Source organism: Plectonema radiosum NIES-515, assembly GCF_025753815.1.
GTDB classification, from domain to species: domain Bacteria; phylum Cyanobacteriota; class Cyanobacteriia; order Cyanobacteriales; family Nostocaceae; genus Hassallia; species Hassallia radiosum_A.
The window spans coordinates 1-16,234 of the sequence record NZ_JAOWRF010000198.1 but is presented as its reverse complement, the minus strand read 5'-3'; the positions used below and the strand labels follow the sequence as shown (position 1 = coordinate 16,234).

The 16,234-nt window shown below is 42.0% G+C and carries 14 protein-coding genes; 9 read left to right on the top strand and 5 right to left on the bottom strand.

The annotated features are described in order from the left end of the window. Window positions 1-151: 151 nt before the first annotated feature. From OGM63_RS13620 to OGM63_RS13590, 7 genes are all read left to right on the top strand, one after another. Window positions 152-1,891, top strand: a complete 1,740-nt coding sequence (locus tag OGM63_RS13620) for an ABC transporter permease (protein WP_263746123.1) — start codon at window positions 152-154, stop codon at window positions 1,889-1,891. Between the two features lie 125 nt (window positions 1,892-2,016). Then, complete coding sequence (locus OGM63_RS13615; RefSeq protein ID WP_263746122.1) at window positions 2,017-2,199, top strand: hypothetical protein; 183 nt, start codon at window positions 2,017-2,019, stop codon at window positions 2,197-2,199. Then, entirely contained in the window at window positions 2,196-2,489 is a 294-nt protein-coding gene (locus OGM63_RS13610) for a hypothetical protein (protein WP_263746121.1), read from the top strand. Before OGM63_RS13615 ends, OGM63_RS13610 begins: the two co-directional genes overlap by 4 nt. 35 nt (window positions 2,490-2,524) lie before the next feature. Further along, complete coding sequence (locus OGM63_RS13605) at window positions 2,525-3,235, top strand: TIGR04283 family arsenosugar biosynthesis glycosyltransferase (RefSeq protein WP_263746120.1); 711 nt, start codon at window positions 2,525-2,527, stop codon at window positions 3,233-3,235. Window positions 3,236-3,555: 320 nt separating this feature from the next. Then, window positions 3,556-4,188, top strand: a complete 633-nt coding sequence (locus tag OGM63_RS13600) for a TVP38/TMEM64 family protein (RefSeq protein ID WP_318528457.1) — start codon at window positions 3,556-3,558, stop codon at window positions 4,186-4,188. A 24-nt stretch (window positions 4,189-4,212) separates the two neighbouring features. Further along, complete coding sequence (locus OGM63_RS13595; protein WP_263746118.1) at window positions 4,213-4,863, top strand: TVP38/TMEM64 family protein; 651 nt, start codon at window positions 4,213-4,215, stop codon at window positions 4,861-4,863. 192 nt (window positions 4,864-5,055) lie between these two features. Beyond that, entirely contained in the window at window positions 5,056-6,603 is a 1,548-nt protein-coding gene (locus OGM63_RS13590; RefSeq protein WP_263746117.1) for a mercuric reductase, read from the top strand. A 56-nt stretch (window positions 6,604-6,659) separates the two neighbouring features. On the opposite strand, the gene OGM63_RS13585 is transcribed toward OGM63_RS13590, so the two are convergent. Further along, window positions 6,660-7,400 (bottom strand): SDR family oxidoreductase, encoded by a 741-nt coding sequence (locus OGM63_RS13585; protein ID WP_263746116.1) that lies wholly within the window; start codon window positions 7,398-7,400, stop codon window positions 6,660-6,662. A 198-nt stretch (window positions 7,401-7,598) separates the two neighbouring features. Continuing rightward, entirely contained in the window at window positions 7,599-8,000 is a 402-nt protein-coding gene (locus tag OGM63_RS13580; RefSeq protein ID WP_263746115.1) for a VOC family protein, read from the bottom strand. 414 nt (window positions 8,001-8,414) lie between these two features. Between OGM63_RS13580 and OGM63_RS13575 the strand changes: the two genes are divergently transcribed. Further along, window positions 8,415-10,847 carry a CHAT domain-containing protein gene (locus OGM63_RS13575; RefSeq protein ID WP_263746114.1) on the top strand — a complete coding sequence of 811 codons (2,433 nt, stop codon included), beginning with the start codon at window positions 8,415-8,417 and terminating at the stop codon, window positions 10,845-10,847. 7 nt (window positions 10,848-10,854) lie between these two features. Here the strand turns inward: OGM63_RS13575 and OGM63_RS13570 are convergent, their stop codons facing one another. The 3 genes from OGM63_RS13570 to OGM63_RS13560 all read right to left on the bottom strand — a co-directional run bounded on the left by OGM63_RS13570 (window position 10,855) and on the right by OGM63_RS13560 (window position 15,428). Then, window positions 10,855-12,102 carry a CHAT domain-containing protein gene (locus OGM63_RS13570; RefSeq protein ID WP_263746113.1) on the bottom strand — a complete coding sequence of 416 codons (1,248 nt, stop codon included), beginning with the start codon at window positions 12,100-12,102 and terminating at the stop codon, window positions 10,855-10,857. Between the two features lie 366 nt (window positions 12,103-12,468). Further along, window positions 12,469-13,494 carry an ABC transporter permease gene (locus tag OGM63_RS13565; protein ID WP_263746112.1) on the bottom strand — a complete coding sequence of 342 codons (1,026 nt, stop codon included), beginning with the start codon at window positions 13,492-13,494 and terminating at the stop codon, window positions 12,469-12,471. Between the two features lie 281 nt (window positions 13,495-13,775). After that, the gene (locus OGM63_RS13560) at window positions 13,776-15,428 is read right to left on the bottom strand and encodes an ABC transporter substrate-binding protein (RefSeq protein WP_263746111.1); all 1,653 of its coding nucleotides are present in this window, start codon (window positions 15,426-15,428) and stop codon (window positions 13,776-13,778) included. Between the two features lie 379 nt (window positions 15,429-15,807). Between OGM63_RS13560 and OGM63_RS13555 the strand changes: the two genes are divergently transcribed. Continuing rightward, complete coding sequence (locus tag OGM63_RS13555) at window positions 15,808-16,131, top strand: hypothetical protein (RefSeq protein WP_263746110.1); 324 nt, start codon at window positions 15,808-15,810, stop codon at window positions 16,129-16,131. The last annotated feature ends 103 nt before the right edge of the window (window positions 16,132-16,234 follow it).

Sequence of the window (16,234 nt, the reverse complement as noted above, 5' to 3'; positions counted from 1 at the left end):
ATCGTGGAAACTGTGACATGCGGGTAGGTGGGGGCTGTGGGGGGGGGGGGGGAGGGGGAGAGGGGGGAAAGAATTCTTCTCCTTGGCCCCCTTGTCCACATTGTCCCCCTTGTCCCCTTGTCCCCCCCACTCCCACCCCTCCCCCATTAATATGACTCGCTCCCTCACTCCCGCAAATAAAACTCTAGGACGCCTCAATTGGACTTGGCAAGATGGATTGCTCATCTTGGCAGTCCTAGCATTAATTGTGGCAATTGTGAGAACCGCTTCGCAATTTAGCGGTGGTTTTCAACCGAATCTGACAGTTTCTACAGACATCAGTGCAATACCAGGTTATACGGCTCAAACCCTGCTCCGCATGAGTCTTGCTTACTTTTTCTCTTTGATATTTACCCTAATTTATGCTTATACGGCACATCGCTCGCGGATTGCAGCACTGATTTTAATTCCCTTGTTGGATATTCTGCAATCAATTCCGGTGTTGTCCTTTTTACCAGGGGTGGTTCTGGCTCTGATTGCCTTGTTTCCAGGTCAGCGGATTGGTATAGAACTTGCATCGATTTTGCTAATTTTTACTGGCATGACGTGGAACATGACTTTTAGTTTTTACCAGTCTTTATCTAGTATTCCCCAAGAATTGCTAGAAGCAGCTCGCGTTTATCGGCTCAACCTCTGGCAACGCTTTTGGACATTGGAATTACCTGCTGGTGCAATTGGGTTGGTGTGGAATAGTGTGATGTCAGTCGCTGGGGGCTGGTTTTTTTTGATTGCGATTGAGTCGTTTACTTTAGGTGATAAAGATTTTCGCTTGCCTGGGTTAGGTTCTTTTTTAGGAACCGCAGCGAGTCGGGGAGATTATAAAGCTATATTATCAGGTTTGGCGGTGCTGGTTGGGGTGATTGTGTTGATTGATTTTTTTGTATGGCGTCCGCTGATTGCTTGGACAGAAAAGTTTAAGTTAGAAATGGTTGAGGCACAAAATGTACCGCAATCATGGGTGTTAGATATTATCAGGCGATCGCCTACTTTGCGAATGGTGAGCGATCGCGTTTTGCAACCACTACAAACAGCTTTAGACTACAGTTTCATTCGAGCATTTCCGGTTCGCTCCCTACCAGTCAACCCCAAAGGAAACATCAAATTTTCTGGTTTCCTCAATTGGATATTTGTCAGCGGCTTTGCTTTGATTGTACTGTGGGGAACTTGGGAAGCCGCTTTGCTGCTGCGAGTCATGAGTGGGGCTGATTGGCTGCGAGTCATGGGTGGGGCTGTATTTACAGCTTTACGGGTAATTGTTGCCTTGGTATTATCTTTACTGTGGACTGTTCCTGTAGGAGTAGCGATCGGACGCAATCCTCGTCTAGCTCAAATATTACAACCATTGGTGCAAATTGCGGCTTCTGTTCCCGCAACAGCTTTATTTCCCATTTTATTATTAGGGTTAACCCGGATTGCTGGCGGTTTAGAAATTGGCTCCATTGCTTTAATGATGTTGGGAACTATGTGGTATCTCCTATTTAATGTCATTGCTGGCGCCCAGTCAATTCCCGCAGACTTACTAGAAGCTGCTTGGGTATATAAACTTTCTCGTGTGCAACGCTGGCAAACTTTAATTTTACCTGCGATCTTCCCCTATCTAATTACAGGCATTATTACCGCTGTTGGCGGTGCCTGGAATGCCAGTATTGTTAGTGAATACATTACCTTTCAAGGACGGGTAGTTAGTACATCTGGACTTGGTGCAACGATTTCTCAAGCTACAGCTTCGGGCAATTTCCCGTTACTCCTAGCAGCAACAGGGGTTATGTCTTTGTTGGTTGTGCTTACAAATCGTTTGGTTTGGCGTCCTCTTTATCAGTTAGCTCAGGAAAAATATCAACTCTTGGTGTGACATCACTCAGAATCTCAACGCATTCCCATACAGTGCTACATTAATTAATCTTACTTTCTAGTGCAAACTAGAGCAGCCAGTATAAAGGAGGCAACGAAATAGCACATAAATTTGCTGGGCAAAAGGTGTCTGATATCCTTAAGTACAAAAGAGGAAATATAAAACAGGCTCCACTTCCACAAGGATCGCTCAGTTGGGATGAGTTTGGAGAAATGCAGTGGGAAGAAATTGAGGCAGGAGCAGAGGCAAATCAACCAGGTTTTAAGGTTGTTCGTAAGTTGTTAAGCGATAAGAGGTTTGACAAATGAAAAGTAACGGATTTGGCAAACTAGTTGCCTTTCTAAATCAGTTGGAACAAAAGCAAATCAATTACACTTTAGCCCATCATCGAGATGAAACCATTATGGTGAATGTGGCAGTTGCTGGGGAACGATGGGAAGTTGAATTTTTTGAGGATGGTTCAGTGGAGGTAGAACGATTTGTTAGTAGTGGGGAAATTGATGGAGAAGAAGTTTTGAGTGAGTTATTCGCTATGTATTTGCCAGAGAGTCATTCAGCAGAATTCACCCAAAACACAAAGAAGGCAAGTACAACTTGATTGCGTGCGATCGCCCCACACCTTTGTCGCATATCATGAGTCAGAATATTGACACTGCCAAAATTTCTATTATCATTCCGGTTCTCAATGAAGCGGAAAATATCAGACAAGCGATCGCTTCTACTCAACCGAGTACAAATATAGAAGTAATCGTTGTCGATGGCGGCTCACAAGATGACACTAAAAAAATTGCTGATGATTTTAATGTAACAATTATATCCTCTCTTCCCGGTCGCGCAGTCCAAATGAACAAAGGCGCAATCCTTGCAAAAGGCGATATTCTGCTATTTCTTCACGCGGATACACGTTTGCCGATTGGATTTGATGTGATGATTCGCACAGCCATGCAAAAAACTGGCACAGTAGCTGGTGCCTTTGCCTTGGGAATCGATGCAGAAGTGCTAAGTCTGCGGTTGGTGGAATGGGGAGTGAATATGCGATCGCGTTTTTGGCAAATGCCTTATGGGGATCAAGCAATTTTTTTCACAAAAGAGACATTTAACAAAATTGGTAATTTCCCGGAATTACCCTTTATGGAAGACTTTGAAATCATGCGTCGTTTAAAACGCATTGGACGCATTACTATAATCCCCGTGCCAGTTATTACCTCAGCACGTCGATGGTTACAAAAAGGAATTTGGAAAACCACCCTAATTAATCAAATCGTAATTATTGCTTACCTACTAGGTGTACCACCCCAACAACTTCTTTACTGGTATCGACAGAAAAAATTTAGGAAGATTTAAGCTACTTCTCATTTAATTAGCATATCTTGGTGAGAAATAGTAATTGGAGATGAATTATTAAATCGGAAGTAGACTTTTGAGCCTCAGAAGCTCAAGATTCACCCCCAGAAGCTGAAATGTAGAGCCTTCCATGCACTTTGTACATAACAAAGTTCTAAAAATCCCTCTTCCCCCACTCAAGAGCACTCCTGTACTATAAAAAAATGAATCAGCGCCGACTGAAATTCCGACTCAAACTATTACTATTAATGTGTCTGGTTCCCTGCTTAATAATAACCGCCAAACACATTGACATTCACGGACTTGTGCTGACTTCAATCATGTGGGTTAAAAATCTTGGTGTTTTTGGTCCAATTGCTTTTATGATAATTTATAACTTAGCTACACTACTCTTTATACCCGGTTCCCTACTGACACTAAAAGGTGGTTGTCTGTTTGGCGTATTTTGGGGTTCGATTTATGTATTAATTGCGGCACTTGTCGGAGCAAGCTTGGCATTTTTAATTGGACGCTATTTATCACGCGATTGGGTTTGCCAAAAAATGGCAAAAAATCCGAAATTTCAAGCAATTGATCGAGCAGTTGCGAAAGAGGGATGGAAAATTGTCCTCCTGACTCGCTTATCTCCCCTCTTTCCATTCAATTTATTAAATTATGCTTTTGGTGTTACACAAGTTTCTTTTAAAGATTATCTTTTAGGTTCACTGGGCATCATTCCTGCTACTGTCATGTATGTTTATATCGGTTCTATTGCAGGTGAATTAGCGACCATGAACATATCTAATCAGCCAAGCAATCTGGAAACTAAAATTGGGCAATGGGTAATGCAAGCAGTTGGGTTTATTGCCACGGTTGCTGTGACTGTATATATGACAAAAATTGCTCAAAAAGCTTTAAATGAAAGTATGGTGACAGCAGAAGTCACGGAGAAGACAGATAATTTTCAGCGCTGAAGCGCTGACTACATAAATAAATTTATGAACATATACTCTGTCCTAGCTCAGGAATCTTTTAATCTCCAAAACATCTTCAGAAATGCTTTGCAGTCAATTGATAACCTTGGTTCGGTGGGAGCATTTGCCTTTATTGGACTTTATATTATTGCGACTGTCGCTTTTTTGCCAGGTTCAATTCTAACTTTAGGTGCTGGTGTTGTCTTTGGTGTAGTTTGGGGTTCCCTCTACGTCTTTATCGGTGCTACTCTGGGAGCAACTGCCGCTTTTTTAGTCGGACGTTATTTAGCAAGAAATTGGGTTGCCCATAAAATCGAAGGTAACAAAAAATTTGCCGCTATTGATCGAGCAGTCGGCAAAGAAGGATTAAAAATAGTGCTTTTAACACGACTTTCCCCGGTGTTTCCCTTCAACTTATTAAACTACGCTTTTGGACTTACCGGAGTTTCTCTAAAAGATTACTTTATCGGCTCAGTCGGCATGATTCCCGGAACAATCATGTACGTTTACATTGGTTCTCTCGCTGGTAGTCTTGCCAGAATCGGCACAGAAAATCAACCGACCAACCCAACTGTACAATGGGCAATTCGCATCATTGGTTTTATTGCCACAGTTGCCGTCACAGTTTATGTCACCCGCATTGCCAAAAAAGCATTAGAACAAGAGGTTTTGTAGGGGTGGGGTTTTCCTGCCCTTATTCTCCCGGTAGTCAGCGCTTCAGCGCTGAAGCGCTGACTACTATTTACAGCATTTCTCTATCCCTTGCTGTGGGTATCGCTATACAAACCAAGCCTTCTGGAGCGCAGGCTATAAAATGCATCTTCATAGAGAAATAGTATTACACCCTTCATCCTCAAAAAAGTAATCATGTCAAATTCAGAACTTCATCAAGTCACAGTCCGCCCAATCGATGAGTATAATCAAACATTAGTTAAGAATGTACATCCAGCAAATTGGGTAAATCCTGAACCTGCCCATTGTTACGACTTAGTAGTAATTGGTGCAGGTACGGCAGGCTTAGTTGTAGCCGCAGGTGCAGCTGGTTTAGATTTAAATTTGAAAGTCGCATTAATTGAAAAGCATCTCATGGGTGGAGATTGCTTAAATGTCGGTTGCGTACCATCCAAATGTGTAATTAGGTCTTCACGTTTAGTTGGGGAAATGTGGAATGCAGCTGAATTGGGGATTAATATTCCCAAACATATTGACATTGATTTCCCGGCAGTGATGGCACGGATGCGACGCGTGAGAGCGGGTATAAGTCATCACGATTCGGCAGAGCGTTTTCAAAAGCTGGGAGTTGATGTCTTCTTGGGTAGCGGTAAATTTGCCAGCAACAATACTGTGGAAGTTGACGGCAAAATTCTCAAGTTTAAAAAAGCTGTAATTGCAACGGGAGCAAGAGCTTGTCGTCCTTCAATTATTGGCATTGAAGAAGCGGGTTATTTGACTAATGAAACAGTTTTTTCTCTGATCCAACGACCGGAACGTTTAGCGGTGATTGGTGGTGGTCCAATTGGTTGCGAAATGGCACAGGCTTTTCGACGTTTGGGTTGCGAGGTGACACTTTTGCATAGCGGTTCGCACATTTTAAATAAAGAGGATGCTGACGCTGCGAAAATTCTCAAACAAGTTTTTAAGAAAGAAGGTATTCGCTTAGTTTTAAATTGCCAGTTAGAAGAAGTGGCAACGGTTAGCGATGGTAAGCGACTTTACTTTTCTTCTAAAGGTCATCGAGATTCGGTGACTGTAGATGAAATTTTAGTCGGTGCGGGACGTGCTCCCAATGTGGAAGGACTAAATTTAGAAGCGGTTGGGGTGGAATACGACCAGCATCAAGGTGTAAAGGTAAATGATTACCTTCAGACGACGAATCCCCGTATTTATGCCGCAGGGGATATCTGCATGAATTGGAAATTCACCCATGCGGCAGATGCGGCAGCGCGAATTGTGATCAAAAATACGCTGTTTTCGCCTTTTGGTTTGGGACGCTCTAAACTTAGTAGTTTGGTGATGCCTTGGGTGACGTATACTAACCCCGAAATTGCTCATGTGGGGATGTATGAAAAAGAAGCGCAGGAAATGGGTTGGGATGTGGAGACAATTCAAGTTCCTTTGAGTAGTGTAGATCGAGCGATCGCTGACGGTGAAGAATCTGGTTTTGTAAAAATTCATCACAAAAAAGGTTCGGATGAAATTATTGGTGCAACCATTGTGGCTGCTCACGCAGGTGAGATGATTTCGGAAATCACCACAGCGATGGTGAATAAAATCGGTTTGAGCAAATTAAGCAGCGTGATTCATCCTTATCCAACCCAAGCTGAAGGCATTAAAAAAGCCGCTGATGCTTATCGTCGCACGCTGCTGACACCCAGAACAAAAGCATTATTAGGCTTTTTGACAAAGTTATCTTGAGGATGTTTTTTAGGCGATCGCTCACCCAACAACCAACAACCAACAACTAACAACTATTACCAGGGTACAACACCGTTTTCGTCAAAAAACCCGCCTGTGGGACCGTCATCTGGTAATGTTGCCAAGCGCACTGGAGCGATCGCACCCTGCTCTACAGTCCGTGGACCGCTGTTAGCATTAAGTTCAGTAGCGACGTAACCTGGATCGGCAGAATTAACCTTGATTGACGTATCTTTTAATTCGTGTGCGAATTGAATTGTCATTGCGTTGAGTGCCGTTTTCGACGAATTATAAGCCAGGATTTTCATTTGAGCGTATTCGTAATTGGGGTCAGTGTTCTGTACCAACGACCCCAAACCGCTAGACATATTTACAATCCGTCCAGCATCAGACTGACGCAGCAAAGGCAACATCGCTTTGATCACAGCGAAAACGCCAAAGAAGTTAGTATCGTAGGTGCGACGCAAAACTTCCATGTCAAGTTGGCTAGGTGGTACCCTGTCAACGGCAATTCCCGCATTGTTGACCAGAATATCGAGCTTACCAAACTCACTTTCGATATGTTTTGCCGCTGCCTCAATAGTGCTATTATCTGTCACATCAAGCTGCACGGCGCGGGCATCAATATTATATTCTGCATGTAACTTTTGGGCAGCTTCTTGCCCCCGCTTTTCATCTCGTGCCCCAATCAAAACTGTAATTCCTTGCACACCTAATTGACGGGCAATTTCTAGCCCAATGCCTTTGTTTGCGCCGGTAATGAGGGCAACTTTATTTTCCCCTGATTGTGATGTCATAAATTAATCCTAATGTAAAATGTTGGTTAATTACAGCTAAACGCCCAAAAGATATTACCACGCACTTTTAGGAGTGCAAACGTGGTGAGTTTGGGAACCTGTGCAAGCAGGATACTAAGATTGTGAAGTCTTAAGAATCTCCTTGCCTTTAGGCAGGAGAGTGTCAACTGCAAGAGTTGTCAGCCAAATATATTAACTCTAAATTACCGATTGGGCGTACTCTAAGTTGTATTCAACTAACTCAATCTCATTCCCATCAGGATCGTTAAGGTAAATTCTGTGCTTAGTTTCTGGTGCAGTCATTACGTAATATTCAATCCCTTCAGAATCAAGCAGTTTTTTCATCGCTTCCCCATCTTTAATCGTCAAGCCTACATGATTAATACCGATATTTTCGTAAGCGGTATGCACATGCTTTAATTCCGGACGATCGTTGAGGGAAAGATAAAATTGATTATTGCCAAAATGCATCCACCGATTACCTTCAAATACACCTTCAACACGCACATACCAATCAGGAAAGATGCTTTGATAAAACTTTTTGGTCGCGTCAATATCTTTGCAAGCAAGGTTAATGTGTTCAAAACGAGTAAAGTTCATTTTGTGCTCCTTTTTTGATGTTGTGATTTTTTGTATCTCGTTCCCTAGCTCTGTCGGGAAATGCCAACGGTGACACTGCTGCGGAAATTGCTTTGCAGACTGGAGTTTTTTATCTTAAATAAATCATAGTCAATATGAGTATGACTTGAGTGCGTTTTTTTGTTAAGAAAAATTACAGATGCGTTGACACCATGTCCCTTTAATTAACAGCAATAAAAACATACCTACCGTGGTAAAGTAGAGACGTTCCGCGCATAGGCGTCTCTACTGTATGGGTGATTTGCGCTCCCATGATATAATGCGATCGCCTATTTTCTCAAAGCTTTTCCAAACGATCATTTGATAAACAGACGTAGCACAGAATAGTCTCTACAGCTGTTTCGGGCAACGGATAATTATTTCCGGAGATATCTAATGGACACTGGGCTTATCTACCGTTTACTGTCTATCCCTGTAACCCTCCTCTTCTCTGTAACTTTCGACCTACAGATGGCTAAAATTCCTGTAGAAATGCCAACTGGATCTGCACAGATACCTCCACAAGACCGAACATCTCAAGCTTCGCAGTTATATCAAGTAGGCGTCGGGCAGTATCGTCAAGGAGAGTTGCAAAAGGCGTTAGAGACATTTCAGCGAAGCTTGGTTCTTGTGGCAAACGGTAAGCCTCAAGATAAAGCTAATATCCTGAACTACATTGGGCAGATATATCACAGTTTGGGACAGGATACAAAGGCAATTTCATTTTATCAGCAAGCGATCGCCATTTTGAAGCAAACAGGCGATCGAACTAATGAAGGCATTACTCTCAGCAAGATTGGGTTAAGTTATCAAAGTCTGGGACAGTACAGCAAAGCATTAAAATTTTACTCCTCAGGGTTAGCAATATTTAAACAAGTCGGCGATAAAAGTCCTGATAGCCTAGTACGCACTGGTGAAGGTATAACATTAACCGATATCGGCGGACTCTACAAGAGTTTGGGAGAGTATCCCAAAGCACTGCGTTTTTTAGAACAAGGTCTGGCAATTAGTAGAGAAGTGCGTAACCGTTCTGGTGAGGGAGTTGCTTTGAGAAATATTGGGGAAGTGTACGATGATTTAGAACAATACCCGAAAGCAATTTCATTTTTAGAGCCAGCTTTGAAAATTGCGAAACAAGATCGCGATCGCTCTGAAGAAGCAGCCACTTTGCTTTCTCTGGGGAGAGTTTACAACAACCAGGGACAGGAAGTCAAAGCATTAAACTCATATCAGCAAGTTCTGACAATTTCGCAAAAATTAGGTTATCGCAGGATAGAAGGTGCAACCCTTCATGAAATGGGGACAGTTTATCAAAATCTCAAGCAGTACCCCAAAGCATTAAAACTTTATCAGCAAGTTCTCGCAATTACAATAGAACAGCAACACCCCCCAGCGGAAGCATTAACCCGCACTAGCTTAGGTAGCACTTTGCTGCAAACAGGTCAAGCTGCTGCTGCGGCAAAAATGCTTTTGACTGCAATTAATATTTGGGAATCTCTGCGACCAGGATTAACTGATGTTTATAAAGTTTCAATCTTTGAATCTCAAGCTCAAACTTACCGTCAAATGCAACAAGCTCTGATTGCTCAAGGGAAAAATAATTACGCTTTAGAAATTGCCGAACGGGGTAGAAGCAAAGCCTTTGTAGAGTTATTAACATTACGATTATCGCCAAATTCCCAAAATCCACCGAATATTAAACCGCTCACAATCGACCAAATCAAGCTTATTGCTAAAAAAGAAAAAGCTACACTTGTTGAGTATTCGATTGTTTCAGATAAACTACTTTACATTTGGGTAGTTCAGCCCACAGGTATAGTTAGTTTTAAGCAAGTTAACCTCACATCTACACCTTTAACAGAACTTGTGAGGAGCAGTCGTAATTCTCTTGGTCTGAGAGGACGCGGTATACCTACGAATGCAAGCATAGATGCAGCTCCTCAAGTCAGCAAACTAAAGCAACTGCACAAACTCTTAATTGAACCAATTGCTAAATTATTGCCCACTGACCCCAATCAGCGCGTCATTTTCATTCCTCAAAATGAACTATTTCTGGTTCCATTTCCAGCACTCAAAGACCAGAATGATAAGTACTTAATCGAAAAACACACTATACTGACAGCCCCAGCAATACAGGTGCTACAGCTGACAAGGGAAAAACGAGAACGCTTAGGTGGGGGCACTTTTGCGTCCCTACAGGGCAAAGATGCTTTAGTAGTGGGAAATCCAACTATGCCCAGTATTATAACTAAAAGTGGTGAAAAACCGCAGCAGTTAGCCACCTTACCAGGTGCGGAAGCCGAAGCAATTGAAGTTGCCAAACTCCTGAAAACTAAAGCAATGACTGGAAAAGTTGCAACTAAGGCATCTATATTGCAACAGATGAAGAAAGCGAGAGTTATTCATCTAGCAACTCACGGACTATTAGATGATTTTAAAGGATTGGGCGTACCTGGTGCGATCGCTCTTGCCCCCGACAATACTGGTCAAATTAACGACGGTTTACTCACTGCTGATGAAATTCTCAATCTCAACCTCAATGCTGTATTAGTAATCCTCAGCGCTTGCGACACTGGGGAGGGACGCATTACCGGTGATGGAGTTGTGGGACTATCTCGCTCATTGATTAGTGCAGGCGCATCCAGTGTTATTGTATCTTTATGGGCAGTCTCAGATGATTCCACAGAATTCTTGATGACTAGATTTTATGAAAATCTGCGGCAAAATCCCGACCAAGCCGTTGCATTGAGAAACGCCATGCTGACAACAATGAAGCAGTATTCACGTCCCCTTGATTGGGCTGCATTTACCCTTATTGGTGAACCGTAATAATTTATCACATCTGTAGAGACGCGAAATTTCGCGTCTCTACAAGGATTTTGGATAACGCATAATTAAATTTGGCAATAAAATCACGCATGATGGCATCCTCCCAAGGTTGGATATTTTCTGATTGGCAAATACCTGCAAGCGGTGATGTTTTGCCATCGTTGTGACTGTCGTTAAACAAATCTTCTAGAGGTTCATTAGCTGCTAAAATCAAACGTAGAGGAGCATCACCCCCCTCAGCTAAACCGCGCAGTTGATCGCGAACTTGACGAGTAAACCCTTTCCAGGTAAGCTTGCCGACATTATCTAAAGCTAGCAGGACTTTTTTATCGCGTTGTCGCAAGTTGCGAGTTAGTTTATAACCTTTACTTTCGGCGATCGCAACTTTGTCGCACAAAGCAATGTAAAAGTCTTTTTCATCACCAACGTCATTCAAATCAAAGAATACTGCTTGACGTGACTGTTGAAGACGATTTTCTGCGACTCGGCAAATCTCCCATAACAGAGAAGACTTGCCAATACCATCTTTTCCGATTAATGCTACACTACTACCACTATTTAACACCTCAAATATTCTTTGGATTTCTCGCTGTCGTCCAAAAAACTGTTCCGGCTGTTCCACTCTGCCATTTTGGGGTACAAAGGGATTAGGAATTATTGGTTTAACTCTCGGCTTTGCAGTGGGATTTGTATAAAGAACTGGTTTGAGATGCTCTGGAAGATTATGTAATTGAATCTCTACACAACCAAAGTGATAAGCGTCTTCAATTGAACGGTTTGCGGCTAATGCTTTATAAAAACCAACCGAAAAGGCGATCGCAGCTTTATCTCCAATATCTTGATTCATCCCAATTACAAATCTAATATGTTGGGCGATCGCTTTCGCCGAAATCTCAGAATAACAAGCGTTCAAAACTACACAATCGATTTTATTTGCTAACTGTTCAAATAAATTTGCTAAAGCATCGGCTGGTACAAGCTGCGATTTTCCTTGTAAACTCTCAAAGTAAAGCTCACCTGTGCTTGTTCCATGTCCGGAGAAATGCACAATTTGCGGATCGACATGGAATATTGCCTGTGTTATATCCTCAACACGAACGGATTCACGGGACTCTAGTATAAATCTATCTCTCTCTTTGGATAGTTGCAGCCGTTCACGAATATCTCGCAACTCTTGCCCTAAACGCAACCGACGTTCGTCACTCGGATCGGCTGCTAAAAACAGGATTTTTACAAGAATATCACTGTTATCCACGCATTGTCTAAAGGTTTAATTAGGAATAAGTATACCAAATACAGCGATTTTAGGTTGTTAATAATATACTGTTTAACGAACCGCAGAGGCGCAGAGAACGCAGAGAGAAGAGAAAGATTTTGGTATGTGTGTGTTTAATTTAACTTTAGAGGATGATAGACATCGACCGAATTTAAATATGTGTAATCCATAAACCTTGTAGAGACGCGAAATTTCGCGTCTCTACATTTTTTTACCAGATGTCTAGTGCGATCGCTCTTTTAAATCCTTGACTTTTGACTCTTGACTCTTGACTCTTGACTCTTGACTCTTGACTTTTGACTCTTGACACGAAGATATGTGGCAGTTGCGTAAGTCCTATATTTGCTAATATCTAATGCGTGGGTCTATATATGCATTTAAAATATCAATTAAAATGCTTGCACCCACGACGATCGCCCCAAAAAATACTAACACTCCCTGGACTGTGGGATAATCGCGATCGGAAATCGCTTGATACAGCCGATTTGCCAATCCGGGCCAAGAAAATGTTACTTCAGTTAAAATCGCTCCACCCAACAGAGAAGCAAAAGTTAACCCCAAGACTGTAATCACTGGAATTAAAGCATTTTTTAAAGCATGGGAGACTAAAATCTTGTTTTCCGAAATACCTCTTGCCCTAGCAGCTTCTACATAATCTGCTTTCATGGTTTGCTTTAAATTAACTCGTACAATTCGCTCAAAAACACCACTGAGCAAAACTCCCAGGGTTAGGCTCGGCAGTGCTAAATGATGCAAAGATATAAAAAACTGACTGAAGTTACCACTGAGCAAGCTATCAATTGTATACAAACCAGTGAACCCAGTGGGGGGAGGAAGATTTGGTGGAAAGCGGTTGGAATTAGGGAACCAACCTAGTTGTACTGAAAAGACTAATTGTAGCAACATTCCCGCCCAAAACATGGGCAGTGCATAAGTAATGATACCAAACAATCGTCCCCCAACATCCAAAAATGTCCCAGGACGAGAAGCAGAAAGAGTTCCAACGCTAATTCCGACGATCAGCGCAACCGCCATACTACACACTGCTAACTCTACCGTTGCCGGGAAATATTGTCCAATTACTTGCCAAACTGCTTGTCCCCGACTTGTTAAAGAAGTTCCTAAATCAAAATGCAGTATTTGTCCCAAATAATTGAGATATTGTAACCATATGGGAAGGTCTAAACCTAGTTGTTTTCGTAATTCTTCTTTAGCACTTTCTGGGGCACGTCCACCGAGAATTGCATCTGCTGGATCTCCTGGTGTTGCTCTTAGTAAAAGAAATACGATTGTGACGATGGTTAGCAGTTGGAGTGGGGCTAAAAGTAAACGAGAAACAATGTAATATTGTAAGGCTTTTGAGCGAGACATAAGATTAATTGAAGAGGGGGAAAGGGGAAAGGGGGAATGCCCATTAGACAATCGATGTGGAAATTAATTATGCGTTACCTAGAACCCTTGTAGAGACTACCAAGTGCTACGTCTCTACATCTTTTTCGGAGATGCCTTAATACGGTTTGCTTAAGGATTTTTCGTGGTGATTTAGGGTATGTAGAGACGCGATATATCGCGTCTCTACAAGGTTTTTGGTTTCTCGAATTTTCTTATCCGAACCGTATTGGGAGATGCCTATTATCCCAATTCCCAAGTTGTTATTTTTTAATCGTCTTGTAAATCAGATTTTGGGTAGGATCAAGTTGCACGTTGCTAACTTGTTTTTGGGCAAATGCATAATCTGTATTTTGCCATAAAGGAATGTAAGGCACATCATTTGTGGTTTGGGTTTGAATGTCTGTAAATATTTTTTTGCGGGCTTCAGGGGTTCGTTCTTTGCGTTGCTGGTCAATTAGTTTATTCATGGCTTCGTTATAGTAAAACGAACCCTGTGTTTGACTTCCACCATCTTCGCATCCTTTCACATCTGACCCTTTTTTACAAGATAAAAAGGGTTGTACGTAATTGTCTGGATCTAAAAAATCTGGATACCAATCTAACAAAGTTGCTGGATATATACCTTTAGGACCTTCTTTAAAAAAGGTCGCACTTTCTACTGGGGTGATTTCAAATTGCAGCAATCCATCCATTTTTTGATCGGCAATAGCTTTAAGTGTTTGTCCGGCTAAACCACGAGTAGGAGAACTAGATGGATACCAAACTTGTACTTTTGCGGGATTTGCTTTGGAGAAACCAGCACTAGTTAACAATTTTTTAGCTTGATCAAAGTTAGCATCACCGTATTTATCTTTAAATAATGGTTGGGAAACATTAAATGTAGTCGGAAGCATACTATAAAGTGGACTCGCTTGACCAAATAAAGCGCGTTGCATAATTAAAGGACGATTAATCATTGCTGCGATCGCTTGTCTGACTTCTACTTTATCCAAAGGCTTTTGATTGCGGTTCAAAGCCATATAACTTACCACACTACCTTGAGCCTTAATCGCTTGCCAATCTCCTTTTTTGGCACTTTGTTCCAAACTCTGAATTTGATCGGGTTGCAGTGACAAATAAGCCACATCCACTGCACCTGTGCGGAAAGCGTTAAACAAGTTAACCGAACTAGTCTGGATTTGCAGGTTGATACCTTTATTGGCTGGTTTTTCTCCCCAGTATTTGTCAAACACATCAAATCGCACCGAATCTGTGCCATAATTTGCTAATTTGTAAGGTCCAGTCCCAACAAAAATATTCGGCTGAAATTTGCCTGCACCAAGTTCGTAAGCTTTCGGTGAAACTGCACAAGTCCCAGAAAATGCTAGCAGTGAGGGAAAAGCTGCAAAAGGCTGTTTTAGTTTGATGGTTAACTCATAATCGCCGGTTGCTTTCATTGAGTCCACTGCATCAGCTAATAAGAAAGACGGTTTACCTTTATTTTCGATAAAGCGTCGCAGACTAAATTCCATTGCTTTGGCATTAAAGGGTGTTCCGTCGTGAAACACTACTCCCTGACGCAGAGGTATGATGTAAGTTAAACCATCAGAACTAACCTTGGGTAATGCTGTGGCAAGTTGAGGCTTTATTTCCGTACTCCCCGGTTCGTAGGTGTACAGGCGATCGCTCATGTTATACACTAAACCTAGGGATGCCAACTCATAAGCATCAGCCGGATCGAGAGTTCTCGGCTTCGATGTTGTACCTATAGTAATACGACCATCGCCTGGGGGAGTATTTGTAGTACCAGATGGTGGTGTAGTTGTCTGTGGGTTAGTACTACAACTGACAACCAACAATAAACATAAAGAAAATAAAGAAAGGAATTGTATAATTCGACCCCACCGTCTCACACACAAAGAAAACCAGGTCATAGCATTAAGATTTTGGATATTAGCGGTGAGCTATTTTACTACATGTATCCGAGCTAAATACTTTTTAGTATTTAGACGTTTGCAATATGCTGACGGCAACTTAGCCATCGTTGACACAAAAAATTAACATAAATATATATTTTGATATGTTTATGTTAATTAATAAGTTTTATTAAATAAAAGTTACAATTTATAACAAAACTAGTCAAAAAATCATATTTGCACTCTTTTGAGATTTGTTAAGCTTTGACCGTGGTTTAGTCTGACGGAAATGAGATTTTTGCATAGGTTTATAGAGAAACTACATGTAGATACATAATTAAGAAAGGCGATCGCGATATTGTAAACAGCAAATTGATAGTCTAATAGCGGAACCAAGATGAAGTACTTCTTTCTATCAGAGGGATGGACAGTTGGCAGAGTTTGGGCATCTGAGGGATTATGGCAGATAACCGCATGGCGACGCCAACCAGATATTCAGCAAATGAATATTTGTCTAGTAGAAAAAAATGAATTGTTATGGCTTTACCGAGTGGAAGAAGCCGTTTTAACCGTTGAAGTTAAGCCCACAGCACCACTACAAGTAACCCCCATCGGTCAAGTAGTGCTGAAGCGTCTAATGAGTGCCGAGCAAGTCATCGAGCGCTTAGGTAGCGCTGAAACGAGGTGTCATCTGCAAAATATCGATTTGGTTGTGCGGTAGGGACTGGGAGCAGGGGGGATGGGGACAAAAAGAGCAATTCTTTTCCCCCCCCCTCTCCCCATCCCCCCATCCCCCCCTCTCCCCCTCCTCCCCTCCCCCACTT